Annotated in this window: 19 protein-coding genes and 1 riboswitch; of the genes, 10 read left to right on the top strand and 9 right to left on the bottom strand. The window is 72.9% G+C overall.

Features of this window, described 5'->3' with window-relative positions:
• Positions 1-22: 22 nt before the first annotated feature.
• Positions 23-613 carry a DinB family protein gene (locus tag ACN267_RS05025; protein ID WP_421488040.1) on the bottom strand — a complete coding sequence of 197 codons (591 nt, stop codon included), beginning with the start codon at positions 611-613 and terminating at the stop codon, positions 23-25.
• A 124-nt stretch (positions 614-737) separates the two neighbouring features.
• Between ACN267_RS05025 and ACN267_RS05020 the strand changes: the two genes are divergently transcribed.
• The 5 genes from ACN267_RS05020 to ACN267_RS05000 all read left to right on the top strand — a co-directional run bounded on the left by ACN267_RS05020 (position 738) and on the right by ACN267_RS05000 (position 7,095).
• Positions 738-1,295, top strand: a complete 558-nt coding sequence (locus tag ACN267_RS05020) for a hypothetical protein (RefSeq protein WP_421488039.1) — start codon at positions 738-740, stop codon at positions 1,293-1,295.
• A 233-nt stretch (positions 1,296-1,528) separates the two neighbouring features.
• Complete coding sequence (locus ACN267_RS05015; RefSeq protein ID WP_204961519.1) at positions 1,529-2,218, top strand: response regulator transcription factor; 690 nt, start codon at positions 1,529-1,531, stop codon at positions 2,216-2,218.
• Complete coding sequence (locus tag ACN267_RS05010) at positions 2,215-4,005, top strand: sensor histidine kinase (RefSeq protein WP_421488038.1); 1,791 nt, start codon at positions 2,215-2,217, stop codon at positions 4,003-4,005. Before ACN267_RS05015 ends, ACN267_RS05010 begins: the two co-directional genes overlap by 4 nt.
• 326 nt (positions 4,006-4,331) lie before the next feature.
• Positions 4,332-6,521, top strand: coding sequence for a PEP/pyruvate-binding domain-containing protein (locus ACN267_RS05005; protein WP_421488037.1), 2,190 nt, complete (start codon positions 4,332-4,334; stop codon positions 6,519-6,521).
• 7 nt (positions 6,522-6,528) lie between these two features.
• Positions 6,529-7,095: a TetR/AcrR family transcriptional regulator gene (locus ACN267_RS05000; protein WP_204961516.1), complete on the top strand. Its 567-nt coding sequence runs from the start codon at positions 6,529-6,531 to the stop codon at positions 7,093-7,095.
• Between the two features lie 54 nt (positions 7,096-7,149).
• On the opposite strand, the gene ACN267_RS04995 is transcribed toward ACN267_RS05000, so the two are convergent.
• Together ACN267_RS04995 and ACN267_RS04990 are read right to left on the bottom strand one after the other, a co-directional pair.
• Positions 7,150-7,869, bottom strand: a complete 720-nt coding sequence (locus ACN267_RS04995; RefSeq protein ID WP_281896346.1) for a hypothetical protein — start codon at positions 7,867-7,869, stop codon at positions 7,150-7,152.
• A 54-nt stretch (positions 7,870-7,923) separates the two neighbouring features.
• A complete protein-coding gene (locus ACN267_RS04990; RefSeq protein WP_421488036.1) occupies positions 7,924-8,826 on the bottom strand; it encodes an oxidoreductase in 903 nt (300 codons plus the stop codon).
• Between the two features lie 129 nt (positions 8,827-8,955).
• On the opposite strand from ACN267_RS04990, the gene ACN267_RS04985 reads away from it, so the two are divergent.
• The 3 genes from ACN267_RS04985 (at position 8,956) to ACN267_RS04975 (ending at position 13,612) form a co-directional block, all read left to right on the top strand.
• A complete protein-coding gene (locus ACN267_RS04985; protein WP_204961513.1) occupies positions 8,956-9,843 on the top strand; it encodes a helix-turn-helix transcriptional regulator in 888 nt (295 codons plus the stop codon).
• 27 nt (positions 9,844-9,870) lie between these two features.
• Positions 9,871-10,084: riboswitch (cobalamin riboswitch) on the top strand.
• Between the two features lie 121 nt (positions 10,085-10,205).
• Positions 10,206-12,581: a ribonucleoside-diphosphate reductase subunit alpha gene (locus tag ACN267_RS04980; protein ID WP_204961512.1), complete on the top strand. Its 2,376-nt coding sequence runs from the start codon at positions 10,206-10,208 to the stop codon at positions 12,579-12,581.
• Between the two features lie 53 nt (positions 12,582-12,634).
• On the top strand, positions 12,635-13,612 hold the full coding sequence (locus tag ACN267_RS04975) for a ribonucleotide-diphosphate reductase subunit beta (protein WP_281903002.1): 978 nt from the start codon (positions 12,635-12,637) through the stop codon (positions 13,610-13,612).
• Positions 13,613-13,648: 36 nt separating this feature from the next.
• Here the strand turns inward: ACN267_RS04975 and ACN267_RS04970 are convergent, their stop codons facing one another.
• The 4 genes from ACN267_RS04970 to aceA all read right to left on the bottom strand — a co-directional run bounded on the left by ACN267_RS04970 (position 13,649) and on the right by aceA (position 20,106).
• Complete coding sequence (locus tag ACN267_RS04970; protein WP_421488035.1) at positions 13,649-15,280, bottom strand: ABC-F family ATP-binding cassette domain-containing protein; 1,632 nt, start codon at positions 15,278-15,280, stop codon at positions 13,649-13,651.
• A gap of 256 nt (positions 15,281-15,536) precedes the next feature.
• A complete protein-coding gene (locus tag ACN267_RS04965; protein WP_421488034.1) occupies positions 15,537-17,078 on the bottom strand; it encodes a glycoside hydrolase family 43 protein in 1,542 nt (513 codons plus the stop codon).
• Positions 17,079-17,230: 152 nt separating this feature from the next.
• Complete coding sequence (aceB, locus tag ACN267_RS04960; RefSeq protein ID WP_421488033.1) at positions 17,231-18,838, bottom strand: malate synthase A; 1,608 nt, start codon at positions 18,836-18,838, stop codon at positions 17,231-17,233.
• Positions 18,835-20,106, bottom strand: a complete 1,272-nt coding sequence (aceA, locus tag ACN267_RS04955; RefSeq protein WP_421488032.1) for an isocitrate lyase — start codon at positions 20,104-20,106, stop codon at positions 18,835-18,837. Before aceA ends, aceB begins: the two co-directional genes overlap by 4 nt.
• 239 nt (positions 20,107-20,345) lie before the next feature.
• On the opposite strand from aceA, the gene ACN267_RS04950 reads away from it, so the two are divergent.
• Positions 20,346-21,731, top strand: coding sequence for a short-chain fatty acyl-CoA regulator family protein (locus tag ACN267_RS04950; RefSeq protein WP_421488031.1), 1,386 nt, complete (start codon positions 20,346-20,348; stop codon positions 21,729-21,731).
• Between the two features lie 90 nt (positions 21,732-21,821).
• On the opposite strand, the gene ACN267_RS04945 is transcribed toward ACN267_RS04950, so the two are convergent.
• Positions 21,822-22,475: an NAD(P)-dependent oxidoreductase gene (locus tag ACN267_RS04945; protein ID WP_421488030.1), complete on the bottom strand. Its 654-nt coding sequence runs from the start codon at positions 22,473-22,475 to the stop codon at positions 21,822-21,824.
• A 123-nt stretch (positions 22,476-22,598) separates the two neighbouring features.
• Between ACN267_RS04945 and ACN267_RS04940 the strand changes: the two genes are divergently transcribed.
• Positions 22,599-22,988, top strand: coding sequence for a helix-turn-helix domain-containing protein (locus tag ACN267_RS04940; protein WP_307821459.1), 390 nt, complete (start codon positions 22,599-22,601; stop codon positions 22,986-22,988).
• A gap of 48 nt (positions 22,989-23,036) precedes the next feature.
• Here the strand turns inward: ACN267_RS04940 and ACN267_RS04935 are convergent, their stop codons facing one another.
• Positions 23,037-23,981 (bottom strand): hypothetical protein, encoded by a 945-nt coding sequence (locus ACN267_RS04935; protein WP_421488029.1) that lies wholly within the window; start codon positions 23,979-23,981, stop codon positions 23,037-23,039.
• Between the last annotated feature and the right edge of the window lie 260 nt (positions 23,982-24,241).

Below are 24,241 nucleotides of genomic sequence, written 5' to 3'. Positions count from 1 at the left end.
CCGGGGTTGGCCGGTCGGCGGGTCAGGCGAACCGGTCGGCGAGCGCGGTCAGCTTGGCGACGTACGCCGGCCACTGCTGGTCGTCGATGACCTGCGGGTTCTCCCGCCGCCAGCCGACCGTCGCGTCGTGTTGCTCGCGCATGATGTCGGCGTGGCCGGCGTGCCGGGCGAGATCGCAGGTCACGTGGATGATGATCTGGTGCAGGGTCACGTCGTGGTGCCCCGGCCGCCACCACGGCACCCGCCCCGGCGCGTCGAGCGGCAACTCGGCGATCGTCTGGTCGGCGAACCCGGCCACCCGGCGGTACAGGTCGATCAGGCCGTCCTTCGTCTCGTCCGCCCGCGCGTACCAGTCCGCCTGCGGGTCCTCGTCGTACGCCGCCATGGGGACCAGTTCGTCGGGCGACGGGAACTCCCGGCCGAAGGTGGGGCCGAAATAGCCGGCCTCGACGTTCAGGCAGTGCTTGAGCAGACCCAGCAGGTTGTTGCCAGTGGCGGTGCGGGGCAGCCGGGCCTCGCGTTCGTCGAGCCCCTCCAGCTTCCACACCAGGTCGTCGCGGGTGGCCTGGAGGTAGTGCCGCAGTGCCGCCTTCGGATCGTCCCGTTCCGTCATGCCCGGCAGTCTCCCCCACCGGTACGACACGAGGGCGGGCCCGTCGCGGCAAACAGCTTCCTGACAGTCGACGGTGATGCTGGGCCCCGGCGGGATCGCCGCAGAGCTGACCGGAGGCGGGACGATGAGAAAGCAACTGATGGCTGCGCTGTGCAGCGGCGTACTGCTGGTCGGCGGGTGCTCGACCGCCGAGGAGGCCCCACCCGCCGCCGGCAGCACCGGCGGGGCGGAGGTGGCCACCCTCCAGACCGGCACGCCCACCCCCGCCGCGTCGGCGACGACGCCGCAGGACGAGCGGCCACGGGAACGCCTCGACGACACCCCGGAGGACAAGAAGGAACGCCTCAAACCGTACATGAAGTGCCTGAGCGAGCACGGCGTCGACGTCACCAGACGGCGCAGCGACGGCACCGGCGCGGACGGGACCAGCAAGGCGGGCAAGGCGTGTGAGCATCTGATGCCACTGCCGCCGTGGGAGTTCGACCCGGCCAACCCGGAGGCGAAGGACTTCGCCCGGGACGTGGTGAAGTGCCTCAAGGACAAGGGCGTCCGGTACGTCGAGGTGGGCGCCGACGGCACGGGCTGGGCCTTCGGCGGCAAGAACAACGACTCCGAGTCGATCTCCAAGGGGTTGAAGTACTCCCCCGCGTGTGAACGCGAGGTCGCCGCGAAGCGCAAGTAGCCGTACCACCCGGCGGCGTCGCCCTCCCCCGGGCGACGCCGCCGACGGTCGTCCGCTGGCGATCGTGCCAGCGGTTTGTCAGGAACCGGTCAGGGCCGAGCATGACCTTTTTCTCACGATCGTCGGTTCTCCCCGCCACCCGCCCGCCGAGCTGCGCACCGACCGGGAGGTGCCCGGTGTCACCGCCTTCCGCCCGATCCTCGACCCCCCTGACCTGCTCTATATTCCCCAGCATGTGCGCACACGTGATGCTCGCGGAGGACGATCCGCGGCAGGCCGAGGCGCTGCGCCGCTACCTCACCGCAGCGGGTCACCGGGCGACCGTCGTGGCCGACGGCGAGACCGCGCTGCGCCAGGCCCGGGAGCAGGCGTTCGACCTTCTCCTGCTCGACGTGATGCTGCCGAAACTGGACGGCATGCAGGTCTGCCGGATCCTGCGGCAGGAGTCGGACGTGCCGGTGCTGATGCTGACCGCGCGGTCAGCCGAGGACGACCTGCTGCGCGGGCTGGACCTGGGCGCCGACGACTACATGACCAAGCCGTACAGCCCGCGTGAGTTGGTGGCCCGGGTGCGCACCCTGCTGCGGCGGGTGCGTACGACGCCCCAGGAGTCACCGGTGCACCGGCTCGGACGGCTCACCGTCGACGAGTCCCGACGCCTGGTCACCGCCGGGGACACCACGGTCGACTGCACCGCCGGTGAGTTCGCCATCCTCGCCGCGATGATCCGGCAGCCCGGCCGGGTGTTCAGCCGGGTACAACTGCTCGAACACACCCGGGGCGTCGACCGGGAGTCGACCGGACGCACCATCGACGTCCACGTGATGAACCTGCGCCGCAAGATCGAGGCGAATCCGCGCCGGCCGCAGCAGCTGCTGACCGTCTACGGCGTCGGCTACAAGCTCAGCGCCGGCACGCCGTGACCCGGCAGCCACGGGTCCCCCTGCACCGCAGCCTGGTGGTGCGGCTGCTGGCCACCTCGCTGCTGGTGGCGGTCTGTGCGATCCTGGCGACGACCTGGCTGGCCGTGCAGTCGACCACCCGGGCGATCCGGCAGGAACAGGGCCGCTCGCTCGCCGACGACAAGAGCATCTACGACACGCTGCTGGACCACGCGGCGACCCACCGGGACTGGGCCGGGGTCGACGCGGTGCTCGCCGAGCGGGCCGACCGGCTGGAACGGCGGATCACCCTGATGACCCCGGACCGGCAGGTGATCGCCGACTCCGCACCGGACGGCCCGTCGTTGCAGACCGCCCGGCCGTCGGCGACCGTCGACCCGTTGCAGGTCGACCTGGGGCTGACCGGCGGGACCGAGCGGGTCGATCCGCGCGCGGTCGGGCCGTACCGGCTGACCAAGCGGGAGAGCAACACCACCCGGGAGATGGCCGAGCGGCAGCTCGGCTGCGTACGCGCCGAGTCCCGGGCGGACGCGCGGGTCGTGGTGGATCCGGCCGGCCGCGCCTCGGTACAGGTGAGCGACCCGAAGGACCGGGGCATCGTCGGGTTCTGTCTGCCCGACGAGCTGACGAGCCCGATGCCGAGCGAGGTCGCCGGGATCGCCCAGTTGGAGACCCTGACCAAGACCTGCCTGCGGGAGCTGGGCGCACCGACCCGGGTAGAGATCCGGGCCGACCGGACCGCGGTACCGAGCCGCGACGCCAGCTTCGACCGGCAGATCGACGGCTGCCTGCGGCAGGCCCGGACGGCCCAGCTCCGGGCGTACGTGGCACCCCCGGCGCTGCTGTTCGTCACCGACGAGACACAGGGCGGCGCCGAGCCGGTGTTCAACCTGTCCCGGGCCAACGTGGTCCGCATCGCCCAGGTGACCGGCGCGGTGCTGGTGGCCACCGTGCTGATCACCGTGCTGGTCGGGCGGCGGCTGGTCCGGCCGCTGCGGGCGCTCACCGACGCGACCCGCCAGCCGATGGACGAACCGGCCCGGGTGCCGGTGACCACCCGCGACGAGATCGGCATGCTGGCCACCGCGCTCAACGATCTCGCCGCCCGGCGGGAGCAGACCGAGGCGTTGCGCCGGAGCATGGTCAGCGACGTGGCACACGAGTTGCGGACGCCGCTGACCAACATGCGCAGCTGGCTGGAGGCCGCGCAGGACGGTCTGGCGCAGCTCGACACGCAGTTGCTCACCCTGCTGCTCGACGAGGCGTTGCTGCTGCAACACATCATCGACGACCTGCGGGACCTGGCCGCCGCCGACGCCGGTGACCTGCGGATCCACCGCGAACCGTACTTCGTGGCCGATCTGCTGGAGCAGGTCGTCGAGGCGCACCGGGGCGCGGCCGAGGCGGCCGGGGTCCGGCTGGGCACCTCGGTGGGCACCGATCTGGAGATGGCGGTCGACGGCGCCCGGCTGCGCCAGATCGTCGGCAACATCGTCGCCAACGCGGTGCGGCACACCCCGGCGGGTGGGTCGGTCGTCGTGCGCCTGGAGGTACGCGACGACCAGCTCGCCATCGCCGTGTCCGACACCGGCACCGGCATCGCCCCCGCCGACCAGGCGAAGATCTTCGACCGGTTCTGGCGGGCGGACGACTCGCGTACCCGCAGCACCGGCGGCAGCGGACTCGGGCTGTCGATCGCCCGCAAGCTCGCCGAGGCGCACGGCGGCACGATCGGCGTCGAGAGCGTCCCCGGTCGGGGCAGCACGTTCACCGTCCGGCTGCCGATCGTCGTGCCGGCCCGGGGCTGAGGCCACGCCGCCGTCCGTCCCTTCCGGCTGAGGCCGGCGTGCGGGTGCCGCCGACTTTTTACGTTGCAGTTGCACTGCAACCCGCGTAGCTTCATGGCAATGCAGTCGTATTGCAAACGGGAGGCGCAGGTGTCGGTGATCCCCCTGGCGGAGGCACATGCCGGCCTGGTCCCGCTGGTCGGCGGCAAGGCGGTCGGGCTCGGCGAGCTGATCCGTGCCGGTGAACGGGTGCCCGAGGGGTTCTGCGTGACCACCGAGGCGTACCGGGCCGGGGTGGTGCCGCGGGACGAGGTCCGGGCGGCGTACGCGCGGCTGGGCGACGCCCGGTGGCGGTGCGGTCGAGCGCGACCGACGAGGATCTGCCGGACGCCAGCTTCGCGGGTCAGCACGACACGGTGCTGGACGTCGAGGGCGAGGCGGACCTGCTGGCGGCGATCGGCACGTGCTGGAAATCGTTGCACGGCAGCCGGGCGGCGGCCTACCGCCGGGCACGCGGGACCGACCCCGCCGACGTGCAGATGGCGGTGGTGGTGCAACGGATGGTCGCCCCGGTCCAGGCCGGCGTGCTCCACACGGCGAACCCGGTCACCGGCAACCGCACCGAGATGCTCGTCGAGGTCGCGCCGGGCCCGGGTACGACGGTCGTCGACGGCCGCACCGACGTGACCCGCCTCGTCCTGACCGATCCGGCCCACCGTCCGACCAGCGACGCCGAGGGGCGGCCGGAGCCCGGCTGGCACGACGATCTGTGGGCCGTCGGCAGGCGGCTCCAGGCGCACTTCGGCGCGCCCCAGGACGTCGAGTGGGCCCTCGACCGGGACGGGACCCTGTGGGTGCTCCAGTCGCGTCCGGTCAGCACCCTGTTCCCGCTGCCGCCGCAGACCGACGACCTGCGGTTGTACGTCGAGTTCGGCAACGTGCAGGGGATGTTGCGACCGGTCACCCCGATGGGCATGGCCACGCTCCGCCAGCTGATCGCCGCCATGGTCGCCTCGCTCGGCATGCGGGTGGAGATCGTGGACATCGGCGGGCGGCTCTACGGCGACCTGACCGAGCTGGTCCGCCGACCGGCCAGCCGCCGGCGGCTCGTCCGGCTGATGGCCGTCGATTTCGGGCCGCGCGCCCAGGCGGTGATGGAACACGTCCTGCGCGACCCCCGGTTCGCGCCGTCCGGGCACAACTCCCGCCGCCGCCCGGCCGACGCCTCGCTGGGCACGGCGCTGCGGGCCCTGCGGGGCATCCTGCGGGCGCTGGCGCGACCGGACGCGGCACGGCGGCGGCTGGTCGCGGCCGTCGACCGGCTTCGGGACGAGGCGACGGCCCCGCCACAGCTGCGGACGGCCCACGAACGGCTGCGCTTCGTCCGCGACCACGGCGACGGCGGTGCCGCCGACGACATCACCTGGCCGATCGTGGCCGGGATGCTCGCCTCGGCCCTGCCCACCCACCTGCTCAAGGGCGTCGCCACCGAGGACGAGATACACGCCGTGCTGCGCGGCGTCCCGCACAACGTGACCATCGAGATGGACCTCGCGCTGTGGGCGCTGGCCAGCGCCGCCCGCGAGCACCGCGAACTGCTCCTCGACACGCCACCGGCCGAGCTTTCGGCCCGCTACCTGCGGGGTGCGCTCCCCGAGATCGGCCTGTCCGGGTTCCTGTCCCGCTACGGCCACCGCGCGGCGGCCGAGGCCGACGTCGGGGTGCCACGCTGGGCCGAGGACCCCACCCCGGTCTTCGCGGCGATCGCCAACTACCTACGGCTCACCGACCCCGCGCAGGCACCCGACAGGCGCTTCGCCGAGGCCGCCGCAGCAGCCGGGGCCGCGCTCGACGAACTGGCCGCCCGGGTCCACCGACGTCGCCCGGTCCGGGGCCGGATCGCGGTCCTCCTGCTGCGGCGGGCACGACGGCTGGCAGGGCTGCGGGAGGCCGGGAAGTTCGCCGGGCTGTACCGGCTCCGGACCGTACGCGAGCAGTTGCTGCTCATCGGGGCGACGCTGTTCCCGACGGCGGACGACGTCATGTTCCTCACCCTCGACGAGGTCGAGGCGGCCCTCGACGGTGCCGACCTGACCGGGCTGGTCGCCCGACGCCGGGCGACACACCGGCGTGAGCTGCGCCGTCGGGTGGTGCCGGTGGCGCTGCTGTCCGACGGGACCGACGTGGAGAGCACCCTGCCGGCCCCCGCCGACGGGACCGGTGTGCTGCGGGGGGTGGGAGCGGCGACGGGTAGGGTGACCGGCCCGGCCCGGGTGGTCACCGACCCGGCCACCGCGCACCTCGAACCCGGGGAGATCCTCGTGACGGCCACCACCGATCCGGGCTGGACGCCGCTGTTCCTGACCGCCGGGGCGCTGGTCACCGAGACCGGCGCGATCATGGCGCACGGCCCCACGGTGGCCCGCGAGTACGGCATCCCGGCCGTGATCAGCGTGCCGGGCGCCACCGCACGGATCGTCACCGGTCAGCTGGTCACCGTGGACGGCGCGGCCGGCACCGTGACCACGGCACGGTAGGCCCCCGGTGCCCAGGAAGGTCGATCCCCGTCAACGCCGCACGCTGATCGCGGACGCACTCATGCGGGTCGCCGCCGACCGGGGTCTGGAGGCGGTGAGTCTGCGGCACGTGGCCGCCGAGGCGGGGGTCTCCGCCGGCATGGTGCAGCACTACTTCACCACCAAGGAGGAGATGATGGCCTTCGCGCTGTCCGTCGTCCGTGACCGGGGTCGGGCCCGGGTCGAGGCGGCGGTCGCGGCGCTCGGGCCGGACCCGCAGCCCCGGCTGCTGCTGCGCACCCTGCTTGCGGCGTTGCTGCCGCTGGACGAGGCGGCACGCGCGGACGGGCGGGTGGCGTTGGCGTTTCTCTCCTGGACCGCCCTGCACCCGGCGGCGACCCCCGGCCTGCGGTCGGACACCGCGCAACTGGTGGAGTTCATCGCCGGGCTGCTGCCGCGTCCACCGGCGTCGGACGCCGCGGCGGGACTGCTGGCGCTGGTGGAGGGGCTGGGGGTGTACCTGCTCGGCGGGCAGTACACCCCGGCGCGGGCGACCGCGGTCCTCGACCACCAGTTGGACCTGCTCTTCGCCTGACCCGACGCCGGTCGGGAGCGGGGTGGACGCCGACGGCGTCCACCCCGGGTGACGTCAGGTGAGCAGGGCCGGGCGCAGCTCGCCGCCCACGTTGATCGTGCCGACCACCCGGTCACCGGTGAGGTCGAAGACGTCGACCGTCCGGTTGGTGCGCATGAGTTCCCGCACCGACGGCGGCAGCGACGGGGGTTCCTTCATCGCCGCCCGGACGTCCCGGGTGGTCGAGATCAGTCGACCCACCAGCGACGCCCCGTCGTGGTCCACCCGCACCCGGCCGTACTCCCAACCGCAGGTGGTGAGGTCGAGCACCTCGAACAGGCGGGCGAGCAGCGGATGCGGGTCGGTCGCCCGGACGAACTGCGCCGCCCGGGTGCCGACCACCGTGGTGGCGGCGGCGACGTGCACGTACGGGTGCAGGCCGCCGGGCAACGCGAACAGCGGCCAGTGCAGCCGGCCGCCTGCCGCACGCCACAGCGGCCGGTAGTTGCGCCGGTCCACCGGGAACCGCTGACCGGTACGCCGGTACAGCTCCGCCGTCTGGGCCGACAGGTCCGCGTGGGCCGCATCGGCGAACTCACCGACGATCGCCGCCGCCACTGCCAGGCCGTCGCCGTCGTCGAGCAGCCGGACCATCCCCGCCACCTGGTCGGACGGTCGGACGGCCAGGTGCGCGCCGAAGCGTTGCCGCACCTCGGCCGACAGCGCCGCCTGCCGGACCGGATCGTCCTGGACCTGCCGGCCCCCGCCGCCGAGCACCCGCCCGAGCCATCCCATGTCGCCTCGTCTCCGCCGCCGTCACCGACCGCAGCCATGCTAGTGCGCCCTGCGTCAGGGATAGCTCACGCCGGTCAGTTCCTCGGCCGTCGTCCACAGCCGACGGCCGACGGCCGGGTCGGTGGCCTCCCGGCTGGCCCGTACCTCGGTGACCGGCCCCCAGGTCTGGAAAAGGCGGGCCGGGCCGAAAAACTGGCCACCGCGCACCGCCGGGTCGGTGGCGGCGCGCAGCTGGGGCAACGCACCCTGCTCGACCGACTGGGTGGCCAGCAGGCTGAGCCGCGCCAACACCCGGCCGGGCCGGCCCTGGTGGGACCAGGCCCGGGGGGTCAGGTTGGTGCGGGTGACGCCGGGATGCGCCAGCACGCTGAGCACCGGTGATCCGGCGTCGCGCAGCCGGCGGTCCAGTTCGATGCCGAAGACGGTGGTGGCGAGCTTGGATCGGCCGTACGCGGTGGAACCCCGGTAGCCACGCTCGACCATCAGATCGGTGAAGTCCAGGTGTGCGTTGCGGTGGGTGATCGAGCTGAGGCTGACCACCCGGGCCGCCCGCGCGGCGGCCAGGTTGCCCAGCAGCAGGCCGGTCAGCGCGAAGTGCCCCAGCAGGTTGGTGGCCAGATGCAGCTCGTGGCCGTCGACGGTGGTGCGGCGCGGGCCGAGCAGCACCGCACCGGCGTTGTTGACCAGCAGGTCGATCCTCGGATGGTCGGCGGCCAGGGCCGCCGCGAACTCCCGTACCGAGGCCAGCGAGGCGAGGTCCAGCTCGCGTACCTCGACGTCGCCGCCCATGCTGCGGGCGGCCCGCCGGCCGGCGGCGGTGTCGCGGACGGCGAGCACGACCCGCGCGCCCCGGTGGGCCAGCGCGGTGGCGGTGACCAGACCGAGGCCCGAGTTCGCGCCGGTCACCACGACGGTGCGGCCACGCTGGTCGGGAATGTGGTCGGCGGTCCAGGTCATCTGCTGCTCCTGAGCGGTCGGGGGTGGGAGCACCGACGCTACGGACCGGCCGGGCGGACTCCGTCGTAGCCGGTTGCCTAGGTCCCGCAGACCTACCCGCGCCGGTCCGGGCCGCGTCACACTGGCGACATGACCCATCCGTACGCCCGTGAACTCGGTGACTTCCTGCGCGCCCGGCGCGGCCGGCTGCACCCCCGGGACGTCGGCCTGGAGCCGGGCGGCCGACGCCGGGTCACCGGGCTGCGCCGCGAGGAACTGGCGCTGCTGGCCGGGTTGAGCACCGACTACTACCAGCGGATGGAACAGGGCCGGGAGGTTCGCCCGTCCGACGACGTGCTGGACGGGCTCGCCGCCGCGCTCGGCCTCGACGACGACGAACGCCGGCACCTGTTCACCCTGGCCCGCGCCGCCCGCCGGCCGGTGCCCGCCCGGGTCGACCACGGCCCGGAGCGGGTGCCGGAGAGCACCAGGCGGTTGCTGCGCGTGATGGACACCCCGGCGGTGGTACTCGGCCGTCACCTGGACCTGCTCGCCTGGAACGCGTGGGCGGTGGCGCTGCTCGGTGACCCGGCGGACCACCCGCCGGACCGGCTCAACATGCTGCTGCTGATGTTCGACGAGGCGGCGGCCCCGGTGCGGCGCTGCGCGGCCTGGGAGCAGCAGGCCATGGACTACATCGGCATGATGCGCGCCGCCGTCGCCACGGACCCCACCCATCCCCGGGCCACCGCCGTCGTCGGTGAGCTGAGCATCCGCAGCGCCGAGTTCCGGCGGCTGTGGTCCCGGCACGACGTGCGCGGTTCGGTCAGCGGCACCAAGACCTTCCAGGTCCCCGAGGTCGGCGACATCGTCCTGGACTGGGACACCTACCCGCTGCCCGGCAACCCCGGCCCGGTCATGCTGGTCTTCACCGCCGAGCCGGGCAGCGCCGACGCCGACGCGCTGCGGCTGCTGGCGTCACTGCGGGCCACCGGCCGCTCGGGTGAGAGTTATCTGACACGCCGACGCGACATCTAGTGTTGCCTCTCCCCCATCTACGCCATATATGGTGTGCCACGCAGCTGGTTCGGCCGGGCCCGGTGGTCCGGTCGAGGCAACAGGGAACCCGGTGGGAATCCGGGACTGCCCCGCAGCGGTAAGTGGGAACGACCGCCGTCATCGAGCACTGGACCGCGAGGTCTGGGAAGCGACGGCCAGTAGGCGACCGACCCCGGTCACGCCCGCGAGTCCGAAGACCTGCCAGTGCGCCGTGCGCTGCTGCGCGCGGCGGTCGGAGGTCGCGCGGGACGACCGACGCCAGCACCCGGGCCGGCCGTCGCGCCGCGCCCGTTGGCGTTCTCCCGCGTCCCGATGGCCATCGGTGACAGCGAGGAGAGGTCATGACGAGCACAGCGCAGAGCCCACCGTCCGACGTCGACGGCGCGCAGCCACGCCGGCCCGCGATGCGGGTCCGCAAGCGCGACGGCGACACCGAACCGGTGGACGTCAACCGGATCGTCACGGCCGTCGCCAGGTGGGCCACCGACCTGGACGAGGTCGACCCGCTGCGGGTGGCCACCCGGACGATCAGTGGCCTCTACGACGGGGCGACAACGGCCGAGCTGGACAAACTGTCGATCCAGACGGCGGCCGAGCTGATCGGCACGGAACCGCAGTACTCCCGGCTGGCGGCCCGGCTGCTGGCCGCCTACGTGGACGAGGAGGTCCGCGGGCAGGAGGTGACCTCCTTCAGCGAGTCCATCCGGTACGCCCACGGCCTCGGCTTGATCGCCGACGACACCGCCGCGTTCGTGGCCCGGCACGCCAGCCAACTCGACGACGCCGTCGACCCGGCCGGTGACCTGCGGTTCGAGTACTTCGGGCTGCGTACGGTGGCCGACCGCTACCTGCTGCGGCACCCGCGGTCACGGCTGGTGGTGGAGACCCCGCAGTACTGGCTGCTGCGGGTGGCCTGCGGGCTGTCCGGCACGCCCGACGAGGCGGTCGGGTTCTACCGGCTGATGTCGTCGCTGGCCTACCTGCCGAGTTCCCCGACGTTGTTCAACTCGGGCACCCGGCACACCCAGATGTCGTCGTGTTTCCTGGTCGACTCGCCGCGCGACGAACTGGACTCGATCTACGAGCGCTACCACCAGGTGGCGAAGCTGTCGAAGTTCTCCGGCGGCATCGGCATCTCCTTCACGCGGGTACGTGGCCGGGGGGCGCTGATCCGAGGCACCAACGGCCGGTCCAACGGGATCGTGCCGTTCCTCAAAACCCTCGACGCCGGGGTCGCGGCGGTCAACCAGGGCGGCCGGCGCAAGGGGGCGGCCTGCGTCTATCTGGAACCGTGGCACCCGGACGTCGAGGAGTTCCTGGAGCTGCGGGACAACACCGGTGAGGAGGCCCGGCGCACCCACAACCTCAACCTGGCCAACTGGATCCCCGACGAGTTCATGCGCCGGGTCGAGGCCGACGGCGACTGGTCGCTGATCGACCCGTCGGATGCCCCGGAGCTGCCCGACCTGTACGGCGAGGAGTTCGACGCCGCGTACCGGGTCGCCGAGAAGAAGGCGGTCCGCACGGTCAAGGCCCGGGACCTGTACGGGCGGATGATGCGCACCCTGGCGCAGACCGGCAACGGGTGGATGACGTTCAAGGACCGGTCGAACCGGTTGTCCAACCAGACCGGCGTGCCGGGCAACACGATCCACCTGTCCAACCTGTGCACCGAGATCCTGGAGGTCAACAGCGACACCGAGACGGCGGTCTGCAACCTGGGGTCGGTCAACCTCGGCGCGCACCTCACCGGCGACGGTGTCGACTGGGAGAAGCTGCGCGCCACGGTCCGCACGGCGGTGGTGTTCCTGGACCGGGTGATCGACATCAACTACTACCCGGCCGAGCAGGCGGCGGCGTCGAACCCGCGCTGGCGGCCCGTCGGGCTGGGGCTGATGGGTTTGCAGGACGCGTTGTTCGCGTTGCGCCTGCCGTTCGACTCGGCCGGGGCCCGGGAGTTGTCCACCCGGGTCCAGGAGGAGATCTTCCTGACCGCCCTGGAGACGTCGACCGGTCTGGCCGAACGGTTCGGCGCACATCCCGCGTACCCGCAGACCCGGGCGGCCCGGGGTGACCTGCACCCGGACCTGTGGGGGGTGGAGCCCACCCAGACCGCGCGCTGGGCGGCGTTGCGCACCCGGATCGCGGCGCACGGCCTGCGCAACTCGCTGCTGGTGGCGATCGCCCCGACCGCCACGATCGCGTCGATCGCCGGCTGCTACGAGTGCATCGAGCCACAGGTGTCCAACCTGTTCAAGCGGGAAACCATGTCCGGGGAGTTCCTCCAGATCAACACCTATCTGGTACGCGAGCTGAAGGCACGCGGCCTGTGGACGCCGGAGATCCGCGACCAGATCAAGCGGGCCGAGGGGTCGGTGCAGGGGATCGTCGACCTGCCCGCCGAGGTGCGGGAGCTGTTCCGTACCGCGTGGGAGCTGCCGCAGCGGGCGCTGATCGACCTGGCCGCCGCGCGGGCGCCCTACATCGACCAGTCGCAGTCGCTGAATCTGTTCCTCAGCGCGCCGACCATCGGCAAGTTGTCCTCGATGTACCTGCACGCCTGGAAGTCCGGGCTGAAGACCACCTACTACCTGCGGTCGCGTCCGGCGACCCGGATCCAGCAGGCCACCGTCACCGTCGCCCCGGTCGTCGCGGCCGACGCCGAGGCGCTGGCCTGTTCCCTGGAGAACCCCGAGAGCTGCGAGGCGTGCCAGTGACCACCGTCGACGAAACCCGCACCGGCGGGCGGCACCTGCTGCTCGACCCCGGCATGGACCTCACCCTGCGGCCGATGCGCTACCCGCACTTCTTCGACCGGTTCAAGGACGCCATCCGCAACACCTGGACGGTGGAGGAGGTCGACCTGCACTCCGACCTGGCCGACCTGGAACGGCTGTCGCCCGCCGAGCGGCACCTGGTGTCCCGGCTGGTGGCGTTCTTCGCCACCGGTGACACGATCGTCGCCAACAACCTGGTGCTCAACCTCTACCAGCACGTCAACTCTCCCGAAGGCCGGCTCTACCTGTCCCGGCAGCTGTTCGAGGAAGCCGTGCACGTGCAGTTCTATCTGAACCTGCTCGACACGTACGTCCCCGACGAGCAGGAACGGTTCGCCGCGTTCGCCGCCATCGAGAACATCCCGTCGATCCGGCGTAAGGCCGAGTTCTGCTTCCGCTGGATCGACTCGGTGTTCGAGCTGCGGGAGCTGCGGACCCGGGCGGACCGGCGGGCGTTCCTGCTCAACCTGATCTGCTTCGCCGCCTGCATCGAGGGGCTGTTCTTCTACGGCGCGTTCGCCTACGTCTACTTCCTGCGCTCGCGGGGCCTGCTCAACGGGTTGGCGTCGGGCACCAACTGGGTGTTCCGCGACGAGTCGATGCACATGGCGTTCGCCTTCGACGTGGTGGAGACCGCCCGGCGGGAGGAGCCGGACCTGTTCGACGCCGAGCTGGAACGACAGGTCACCGAGATGCTCGCCGAGGCCGTCGAGTGCGAGGTGCAGTTCGCCGAGGACCTGCTCGACCAGGGCGTGTCGGGGCTGTCGCCTGCGGACATGCGGTCCTACCTGGAGCACGTCGCCGACCGGCGGCTCGCCCAGCTCGGCATCGCGCCCCGCTACGGCGCGCAGAACCCGTTCGCGTTCATGGACCTGCAGGACGTGCAGGAGCTGTCGAACTTCTTCGAGCGTCGGGTGTCGGCGTACCAGGTGGGGGTCAGCGGCAGCGTCACCTTCGACGACGACTTCTGACCGGCGCGGCCGGGCCGGGTCACTGCGGAGGCCGGGTCACTGCGGTGGCCCGGCCTCGGTGAGCCGGCCGTCGGCCAGCCGGAGCCAGCGGTCCACCCCGATCCCCGCCAGGAACCGGTCGTCGTGACTGACCACCACGAACGCCCCCCGGTACGCCAGCAGCGCGCTCTCCAACTGCGCCACGCTGACCAGGTCCAGGTTGTTGGTGGGCTCGTCGAGCAGCAGCAGGTGCGGTGCCGGTTCGGCGAACAGCAGGCAGGCCAGGGTGGCGCGGAGCAGCTCACCGCCGGAGAGCACCCCCGCCGGCAGGTGGGCACGGGCGCCCCGGAACAGGAACCGGGCCAACAGGTTCAACCGCTCCGCCTCGGTCCGCGCCGGGGCGGCCCCGGCCAGGTTCTCCGCCACCGTGCGGGCCGGGTCGAGCAGGTCGAGGCGCTGGGACAGGTACGCCACCCGCCCCGACGCCCGCGCGACGGTGCCCAGGTCCGGCTCCTGCCGGCCGCCGACCAGCCGCAGCAGGGTCGACTTGCCGGCCCCGTTGGGCCCGGTCAGGGCGATCCGTTCGGGACCCCTGATGGTCAGGTCGATCCCGTCACCGGCGAAGACCGGCCGGCCCGCGTAGCCGGCCCGCATTCCGTGGCCGGCGAAGACGGTGCGACCGGCGGGCACCACGGTGTCGGGCAGGTCGAGGACGAGCTGGTCGTCGCGGCGGGCCGCCTCGCCGGCCTGGTCCAGCCGGGCCTGGGCGTCGGCGACCCGGGCGGTGTGCACGTCGTCGGCCCGGCCCGCCGACACCTGCGCGTCCCGTTTGAGGTTGCCGGCGACGATCCGGGGCAGCCCCGCGTCGGACAGGTTCCGGGCGGCGGTCGAGGCCCGGCGGGCCGCCCGCTCGCGGGCCTGCTGGAGTTCCCGCTTCTGCCGCTTGACGTCCTGCTCGGCCTGGCGCAGCTGCCGCTCGGCGACCTCCCGCTCGGCCCGTACCACCTGCTCGTGGTGGGTGAAGTTGCCGCCGTAGAAACGGATCTGACCGTGGTCGAGGGCGGCGATGCGGTCCATCTCGTCCAGCAACGCCCGGTCGTGGCTGACCACGAGTAGCGCGCCCGGCCAGGACCGCAGCACGGCGAGCAGGCGTTCCCGCGCCGACCGGTCGAGGTTGTTGGTGGGCTCGTCGAGCAGCAGCACGTCGGGCCGTTTGAGTAGTTCGGCGGCGAGACCGAGGGAGACCACCTCGCCGCCGCTGAGGGTGCCGAGCCGGCGGTCCAGCGTCACCCCGGTCAGGCCGAGGCGGTCGAGGGCGACGCGGGTGCGTTCCTCGACGTCCCAGTCGTCGCCGACGGTGGTGAAGTGCTCCTCGGCGGCGTCACCGGACTCGATGGCGTGCAGCGCGGCAACGACGCGGTCGACCCCGAGCACCTCGGCGACGGTCTGCCGCATCGCGAACGGCAGGTGCTGTGGCAGATAGCCCGGCACCCCCTCGACGGTGACGCTGCCCCCGGTGGGCCGCAGCTCGCCGGCGATGAGCCGCAGCAGGGTGGACTTGCCGGCCCCGTTCGCCGCGACCAGGCCGGTACGGCCGCCGGGAAGGGAGAACGACAGGTCCTCGACGACCGGGGTGTCATCCGGCCAGGAGAAGGACAGGTGGGAGCAGACGACGAAACTGTCGGACATGACGGACCTCGGAGACGGGTGATCCGGGCGCGCAGGCGCTGCCCGGGGCGAACAGGGCAAGACGACAGGGGCGACGCGACGGGGCGGTCATCCGCCGTCGGTCACCGCAGCCGGGTGTTCACCCGGAGATGTCGTCGTCACCTGCCACGATCTGCTCCCTGTCCTGGTCGACCGGACCAGGATAACCCGGCCTGGCGCGGGCGGGTCACCGCACGCACCGGCACCGACGGGTCGGCACGCGCCAGGCGCGGGCGGGTCACCGCGCCTCGTAGTCGAACCAGTCGAACGCGACGGTGCCCCGGGCTGCGTACATGCCGATGACCCGGCCGGTGAAGCCGCCGGCCACCTCGGTGGACAGGTACCTGCCGTCGAGTTCGGCAAGCACGTCGAAGGTCCCGTCCGGGCGCTCGACGCCGAGCCGGAGCAGGTCGGGTTCCTTGCCGGGGTGCCAGTCGCCGGGGGCCGGGGCGAGCATCTCGATCCGCAGGTGGACCGGGCCGGCCCCGACCTGCCGGGTGGCGAGCGTCGAGCGCACCGACCCGATCCGGGCCACCACCCGCACCTCACCGTCGCCCGCCTCGATGTCGTAGTGGTGCCGCTCGTCGAGGCGGACCACCAGACCGCCGTGCCCGTCACCCGGGTCGACCACGGTCCGGACCCGGCACGACGGGTGCTGCTGGCGGCGGCCGACGAACGTGACGTCCGGCGCGTCCGGGGACGCGCCCCGGGCCCGCAACGTGAGCCAACCGGGTCGTTCGGCCAACGACCAGACCTCCGCCGGCCGGGACCGCACCGAGACCCAGCGGGGATGCAGCCGGTCGGCGTCGAAGTCGTCGCGTACGGGCGGCGGCGGCACGGGGTGCGCGGCCCACGGCGGGGCGGGCATCTCCGGCGTGACCGCGCCGACCACCGGCCAGCCGTCCACCCAAGTCACCGAGGCGAGGAACGTCTCCCGCCCGAGCACGTGCCAGCCGGGGGTGCCGCCGCCGGGGCGGACCCCGAGCAGCACCAGCCACCACGATCCGTCGGGCCCCTGCACCAGGTCGGCGTGGCCGGTGTTCTGGATCGGCCGGTGGGTGCCCCGGTGGGTGAGGATCGGGTTGGCCGGGCCCGGCTCGAACGGGCCGTCGGGCGCGCCCGCGCGGGCGATCGACACGGCGTGCCCGCGTTCGGTGCCGCCCTCGGCGATCAGCAGGTACCAGTGCTCGCCGATCCGGTACAGGTGCGGGGCCTCCGGGGCCTGCGCGCCAGGGGCCCCGGACCACAGCCGCCGGACCGGGCCGACGGTGCGTCCGGTCTCCGGGTCGAGGCGCACCTGCGCGATCCCGGCGTAGGTGCACCAGCAGGTGCCGTCGTCGTCCCAGGCGAGGTCGGGGTCGATGCCGTCCACCCCGGGGGCCCGGACCGGGTCCGACCAGGGGCCGGCCGGGTCGGTGGCGGTGCAGATCAGGGTGCCGCCGCCCTCGGCGCAGTTGCTGACGATCAGCCAGAACCGGCCGTCGTGGTGGCGCAGGGTCGGCGCGTACACCCCGCCCGACGACGGCATGTCGACCGGCAGGGTGAGCTGACCGGGCCGGTCGAGCACGTTGCCGATCTGCTCCCAGTGCACCAGGTCCCGGCTGTGGAACAGCGGCACCCCGGGAAAGTACTCGAAGCTGGAACAGGCCAGGTAGTAGTCGTCGCCGACCCGGCAGACGCTCGGGTCCGGGTGGAAGCCGGCCAGCACCGGATTGGCGAAGGTGCCGTCGGGCCAGCCGGCGACACCCCCGGTCACCGCGTCGGCTCCGACCGGACTCATCCGCCAACCCCCCTGGGATCGTGATCGGGATGGATACCCGCCCACGATCCCACGGGGGCGGCACCGCCTGCTGCCCCACCCGACGCCGGCCGCCGGGCCGGCACCGGCCGGGAGGAGCCGTCGGGCCGCCTCCCGGCCGCGCGGTTGCCGGGTCAGCCCACCGGCACGGGCCGCCGGGTCGGGCCGAGGTGCCGGGCGTACGCGCCGGTGGTGAAGAACGCGGGCAGGTCCTCGCCGAGGGCGGTGTCCTCGACGATCCGCGCCGCCCAGCCGGCCCGTTCCCGGTCGACGCCGTCGCGTCCGGCGACCAGGGCGGCCAACTCCTCCGCGAGGATCGTCCGGACCAGGTCCTCGGTCACGCAGCCGCCGTCGGCCAGCGGGGTGCCGTGGTGCAGCCACTGCCAGACCTGGCAGCGGGCGATCTCGGCGGTGGCCGCGTCCTCCATCAGGTTGCCCAGTGCCACCGCGCCGGTGCCGCCGAGCCACGCGTCGACGTAACGCACGGCGACGGCGATGTTGGCCCGCACCCCGGCGGCGGTGACCCGGCCCGGGGTCTTGTCGACGGCGAGCAGGTCGGCGGCGGTCACGGCGACGTCGTCGCGCAGCCGGTCGAGCTGGTGCGGGCGGTCACCCAGCACCGCGTCGAACTCCCGACGGCAGGTCTCGACCAGGCCCGGGTGGGCCACCCAGGAGCCGTCGAACCCGTCGCCGGCCTCCCGCCGCTTGTCCGCCCGGACCCGGTCGAGGGCCACCTCGTTGACCTGCGGGTCCCGGCTCGGGATGAACGCGGCCATCCCGCCGATCGCGTGCGCCCCGCGCCGGTGGCAGGTCGCCACCAGCAGTTCGGTGTACGCCCGCATGAACGGCACCGTCATGGTGACCTCGGACCGGTCGGGCAGGACGAAGTCGGACCACTGCCCGAAGTTCTTGATCACGCTGAAGATGTAGTCCCACCGGCCGGCGTTCAGCCCCGCCGAGTGTTCCCGCAGCTCGTAGAGGATCTCCTCCATCTCGAAGGCGGCGGTGATCGTCTCGATCAGCGTGGTCGCCCGGATCGTGCCCCGGGGCAGGCCGAGGCGCTGCTGGGCGAAGACGAAGATGTCGTTCCACAGCCGGGCCTCCCGGTGGCCCTCCAGCTTCGGCAGGTAGAAGTACGGTCCGGCGCCCGCGTCGAGCTGCCGCTGCGCGCAGTGGAACAGGTAGAGCCCGAAGTCGACCAGGCTGGCCGAGATGGGCCGGCCGTCCACCACGATGCCCTTCTCCACCAGGTGCCAGCCGCGCGGCCGGACGACGATCGTGGCGAGCTGCGCGCCGAGGGCGTACCGCTTGCCGCGCGGGTCGGTGAAGTCGATCCGCCGGTCCAGGGCGTCGATCAGGTTGAGCTGACCGGAGATGACGTTGTGCCAGGTCGGCGCGGTGGCGTCCTCGAAGTCGGCGAGCCACACCCGGGCCCCGGAGTTGAGCGCGTTGACCGTCATCTTCCGGTCGGTCGGCCCGGTGATCTCGACCCGCCGGTCCTCAAGGCCCGGTGCGGGCGGGGCCACCCGCCAGTCGGGGTCGGCCCGGATCGCGGCGGTCTCCGGCAGGAAGTCGGGGAACTGGCCGGTGGCGTAGCGGTCCCGACGGGCCCGCCGGGTGTCCAGCAGGGCCACCCGGCGGGCGGCGAACTCGCTGTCCAGCGCGACCAGGAACTCCAGCGCCGCGGGGGTGAGGACCTCGTCGAACCGGTCGGCCAGCGCTCCGATGATCTCGTATCTCATGCGAACTGCTCCTCTTCGGTGGAGCCACGCAGGGCGGTGGTCTCGGCGGCCGGGTTGAGCACGGTGCTGATCAGGTCGAAGTAGCCGGTGCCGACCTCGCGCTGGTGCTTGACGGCGGTGTAGCCGGCCGGCTCGGCGGCGAACTCCCGTTCCTGCAACGCCACGTAGGCGGGCATGCCGTCGGCGGCGTAGCCCCGGGCCAGGTCGAACATCGAGTAGTTGAGGGCGTGGAAGCCGGCCAGGGTGATGAACTGGAACCGGTAGCCTAGGTGGCCGAGTTCGCGTTGGAACTTCGCGATGGTCGAGTCGTCGAGGTGCTTGCGCCAGTTGAACGACGGCGAGCAGTTGTAGGCGAGGAGCTGGTCCGGGTACTCGGCCTTGATCGCCTCGGCGAACCGGCGGGCGACGTCCAGGTCGGGGGTGGAGGTCTCCATCCACAGCAGGTCGGCGTGCGGGGCGTAGGCCAGGCCCCGGGCGATGCACGGCTCGATGCCGTTGCGCACCCGGTAGAACCCCTCGGCGGTGCGTTCGCCGGTGACGAACGGCCGGTCCCGCTCGTCGACGTCGGTGGTGAGCAGCGTGGCGGCCTGCGCGTCGGTGCGGGCGATCACCACCGACGGCACCCCGGCCACGTCGGCGGCGAGCCGCGCCGCCTCCAGGGTGCGCACGTGCTGGCCGGTCGGGACGAGCACCTTGCCGCCCAGGTGGCCGCACTTCTTCTCGGCGGCGAGCTGGTCCTCCCAGTGCACCCCGGCGGCACCGGCCCCGATCATGGCGGTCATCAGCTCGTAGGCGTTGAGCGGGCCGCCGAAGCCGGCCTCGGCGTCGGCGACGATCGGCGCGAGCCAGTCGACGCCGTCGTCGTCGCCCTCGGCGGTGGTGATCTGGCCGGCGCGCAGCAACGCGTTGTTGATCCGGCGCACCACGGCGGGCACCGAGTTGGCGGGGTAGAGGCTCTGGTCGGGGTAGGTGTGCCCCGCGAGGTTGGCGTCGGCGGCCACCTGCCAGCCGGAGAGGTAGATGGCCTTGAGTCCGGCCCGGACCATCTGCACGGCCTGGTTGCCGGTGAGCGCGCCCAGGGCGTGGACGTAGTCCTCGGTGTGCAGCAGCTCCCACAGCCGTTCCGCCCCACGGCGGGCCAGGGTGTGCTCCTCCTGGACGGCCCCGCGCAGGCGGACCACGTCCTCGGCGCGGTAGCTGCGGCGCACCCCCTGCCAGCGGGGGTCGGTCTCCCACTCGGTACGCAACCGCTCCACGGCGTTCTGCATGATCTCGTCTCCTCGGATGTCGTGACGCCGGCACCGGCCGTCGTGCCGTCCGGCGGTGCGGACGCGTCGCCCGGCCGGCGTGTCACCCACGGTCACACGGGGTCCGGGGCGGGGTCGAGGGACGGAAGAAGCCAAGTTCTGGGAAGTTCACACCCGGTTCTGCGAAGTTGCGAACAGGTATATTCGCACTCTGCCAAGGGGTGCTGGGCTGCCGAAAGAGCAGCGGGGAGGTGAGCGTGGTGAGCAAGACCTTCGCGGGTGCCCGGCTGCGCCGGATGCGCGAGGACCGCGCGTTGAGCCAGTCCCGGCTGGCCCGGCTGCTCAACATCTCGCCCAGTTACCTCAACCAGATCGAACACGACACCCGGCCGCTGACCGTGCCGGTGCTGATGCGCATCACCGAGGTGTTCGGCGTCGACCCGACGGTCTTCGCCCCCCGGGACACCCCCCGGCTGGTCGCCGGGCTGCGCGAGGCGCTACCCGGCCGGCCCGGCGTCGCCGACCTCACCGAGTTGGCCACCCGGCTGCCCGAGGTCGCCGAGGCCGTCCTCGACCTGCACCGCCGCTACCGGCAGGCCGACGAGCAGCTCGCCGAACTGCTGGGCGACCGGGAGACGGTCGGGCGCAGCCCGCACGACCGGGTGACCGAGTTCTTCTACCGGCGGCAGAACTACGTGCCCGACCTGGACGAGGCGGCGGAGCGGCTGGCCGGCACCATCGACCTGCGTCGCGGCGAGGTCCGGGCCGGGTTGCAGGACCGGCTCGCCCAGCGGCACGGGGTGCGGGTCCGCCACGACGACGCCACCCTGCTCGGCGACGAGCTGCACCGCTACCGGCCGCAGACCCGCACCCTGCACCTGTCGACGTCGCTGCGGGCCGGGCAGGAGGCGATGCGGATGGCCGCGCAGATCGCCCTGCTGGAGTACGCCGACGTGATCGACGAGATCGTGGAGGAGGAACGGTTCGACGACCCGCAGACCCAGATCCTCACCCGGGTCGGGCTGGCCAACTACTTCGCCGCCGCGCTGATCCTGCCGTACGGGCCGTTCCTCGCGGCGGCCGAACAGCACCGGTACGACATCGACCTGCTCACCCAGCACTTCACGATGGGCTGGGAGACCGTCTGCCACCGGCTCAGCACCCTGCAACGACCCCGGGCGCGCGGGGTGCCGTTCTCGTTCGTCCGGGTCGACCGGGCCGGCAACCTGTCCAAACGCCAGTCCGCCACCGGGTTCCCGTTCTCGCTCACCGGCGGCACCTGTCCGCTGTGGAACGTCTACGAGGCGTTCGGCGCGCCCGGCCGGGTGGTGGTGCAGGTGGCCGCGATGCCCGACGGGCAGCGCTACCTGTGGATCGCCCGCACCATCACCCGGCACCACGGCGGCTACAACCAGCCCGGCAAGGTCTACGCGATCGGGCTCGGCTGCGAGATCCGGCACGCCGACCGGCTGGTCTACTCCCGGGGCATCGACCTGTTCGACGCCGACGCCGTCACCGCGATCGGCCCGGGGTGCAAGACCTGCGAACGGATGACCTGCCCGCAGCGGGCCGCCGCGCCGATCAGCGGCCGGCTCGACCTCGACGAGAACCGCAGCACCTTCATCCCGTACCCGTTGAAGGGCTGACCACGGCGGCGGACCGGCACCGACGGCTGTCACCCGGTGCGGCGACCGCGCCCGTCGTGCCCGGCCGGACGGGCGGCGGCACCACCGCGATCAGTAGGCGACGGCGAAGTGCGTGCGCGGGTGGGCGCCCTGCTCGGCCTCGTCCACGACGGCGACGGCGAAGTCGCGGTAGGAGATGCGGCTGGCCCCGTCGGCGTCGGTCAGCAGGCGGGTGTCGCCGGCACGGTACGTCCCGGTCCGCTCGCCCTGCGGGTCGAACTCCGTCGCCGGCACCACCACCGACCACTCGACCGTCGCCGGGGCCGCCCGCAGCACGTCCAGTGCCGCCGCGTGCGCCCCGGCGAAGCCCCGGAACTGCGCCGGGAACCCGGGGGTGTCCATGACCCGGACGCCGGGCGCGACGTCGAGGTAGGCCGACAGGCCGATGCCGACCAGGCGGCCCCCGCCGGTCCCGGCGACGGCGTCGACAAGCGCGCCCACAGCGGCGGTGAAGAACCTTCCCGGGTCGTCCCCGAGGCCGGGGGCGGCCGCGTTCACCACCGCGCCCGCGCCCCCGACCAGGCCGGCGACCTGCGACCGGTCGGTGACGTCGCCCGCGACCAGACCGACGCCACGACCGGTGAGGTCGGCGTGCCGGGCGGTGTCCCGGACGACCGCGACGACGTCGTGCCCACGGCCGGCGGCCTCGGCCACGATCGCCCTGCCCGCCCGGCCGCCCGCGCCGAACACCACGATCCTGGTCACGTTCAGTCCCCTTCCACGATGCCGACGTGCCGGTTCCGCCCCGCGTCTCGCGGCGGACGACGCCGGTGCGCCACGGTAACGGGCACCGGGGTTTCCTGCGGGAAACCTCGTTAGGCTGGGTCGGTGACGGACCCCGACGCGCGCTTCGATCCGGTCTGCCCGTCCGGCATCGCGCCGATCCGCATCGGCGACAGGTGGACAGCGATGGTGATCTCCCTGCTGGCCGAGGAGCCGCTGCGGTTCTCCGCCATCAGGGCGCGGATCGGCCCGGTCACGGCGAAGGTGCTGACGGCGGCGTTGCGCAACCTGGAACGGGACGGGTTCGTCGCCCGGTCGGAGCACCCCGGACCACCCCGGAGTGTCCACTATGGCCTCACCGGGTTGGGCCGGACCCTGCTGCCCGCCGTCGCGTTGGCCGTGACGTGGGCGCACGATCACCTCGGCGCGATGCTCGACGCGCAGGAGGCCTACGACCGCGAGCACGCCCGACCGGGCCGGACAGAACCACGCTGACCGGGCTCTCCGGTCGGGTGGCCGGCACCGGCCGCGCCTGTCGGCGGATCAGGTCAGGCTGATCACCGGTCGGGTCAGGGTCTCGTCGGCGTACCCGTCGGCGGAGGCGAGCCACCGGCCGAAGTCCCCGTCGCGGTAGGCGGTGGCGAGGGTCAGCCAGCCCAGGAAGTAGCCGCTGCCGCCGCAGGTGACGACCCCGCCGTCGCCGCCGCAGACCACGGTCGGCTCGGTCGTCACCTCGTACCGGTAGGGGTCCTGGCCGATCGCCAGCCCCCACAGGTTCGGCGTCCGGTGCGCCCCGGTCGGGTGCTCGACCGGATAGCCGTGGTCGGGGGTGTCGTCGCCCCAGCGGAACAGGGTGGTCGCGCCCGCGCCGCAGGCCCACTCCCACTCGTCCGGGCTGGTCGTCCGCAGGCCCAGGGCGGTGAGGGCGGCCATCGCCTCGTCGTGGTCGAACTCCTCGACCAGCACGGCCCGGGTCACCCGGCCGGTCCCGTCCAGCTCGACGGTCAGCCCGTCGGCGGAGCTCACCGTGCCCGCCTGCCCGCCCCGGTGGCCGAGCGACCCGACGAGTTCACCGACCCGGGGATCGTCCGACGGCACCGGCATCTCGCCGGGTTCGAACGCCTCCACCGCGACCAGCGTCGCCGGCAGGTCGACCTCGCGCACCGGCGAGGTCATCGCGTCAACGTACTCGGTCAGCGGGGGCAGGCCGTACTCCTCGGCGCTGTCGGCGTAGCTGGCCTGCTGGGCCGCTGAGGGGTGGAACCGGGAAGCGTCGTAGCCGAGCGTCGGCCGGCCGCCCGGCACCAGCGCGAACCGCAGACCGCCCCGGTCGAAGACCGCCGTGCGGTACGGACGTCCCGCGTAGACGGTGTGCCGCAGGCCCACTACGGTCAGGTCGTGCCGCGCCGCGATCTCCCGGGCCAGGCGATCGGCGGCCTGCTCCGAGCGGTCGTTCCACTGGTCGACACGGAGCTCGGCGTACGACATCGGGCCAGGATAGGACACCGTCCGACATCGGCGAACCCGGGTAGTCGGCCGCGGCCGTCCGCACATTTTCCCCTGAAGCTTGACTATTCGCCCAGAAATGCCACTACCGGTGAGCATAATGGAGCAGGCTCCGGCGGACAGGGGCCGAACAACCCACCCCTGTCACGCATTCAACCCTGTGAACGCCGGCTCCTGCCGTCGGGTCGGTGGTGAATTAACTCCACAGACGCACTACGGTAGGCCGTCACTTCTGTTCCCCG

This window comes from Micromonospora sp. WMMD734, assembly GCF_049178975.1.
Classification (GTDB): domain Bacteria; phylum Actinomycetota; class Actinomycetes; order Mycobacteriales; family Micromonosporaceae; genus Micromonospora; species Micromonospora wenchangensis.
The sequence above is the reverse complement of the archived record's forward strand: the minus strand, read 5'-3'. Positions and strand labels throughout refer to the sequence as shown.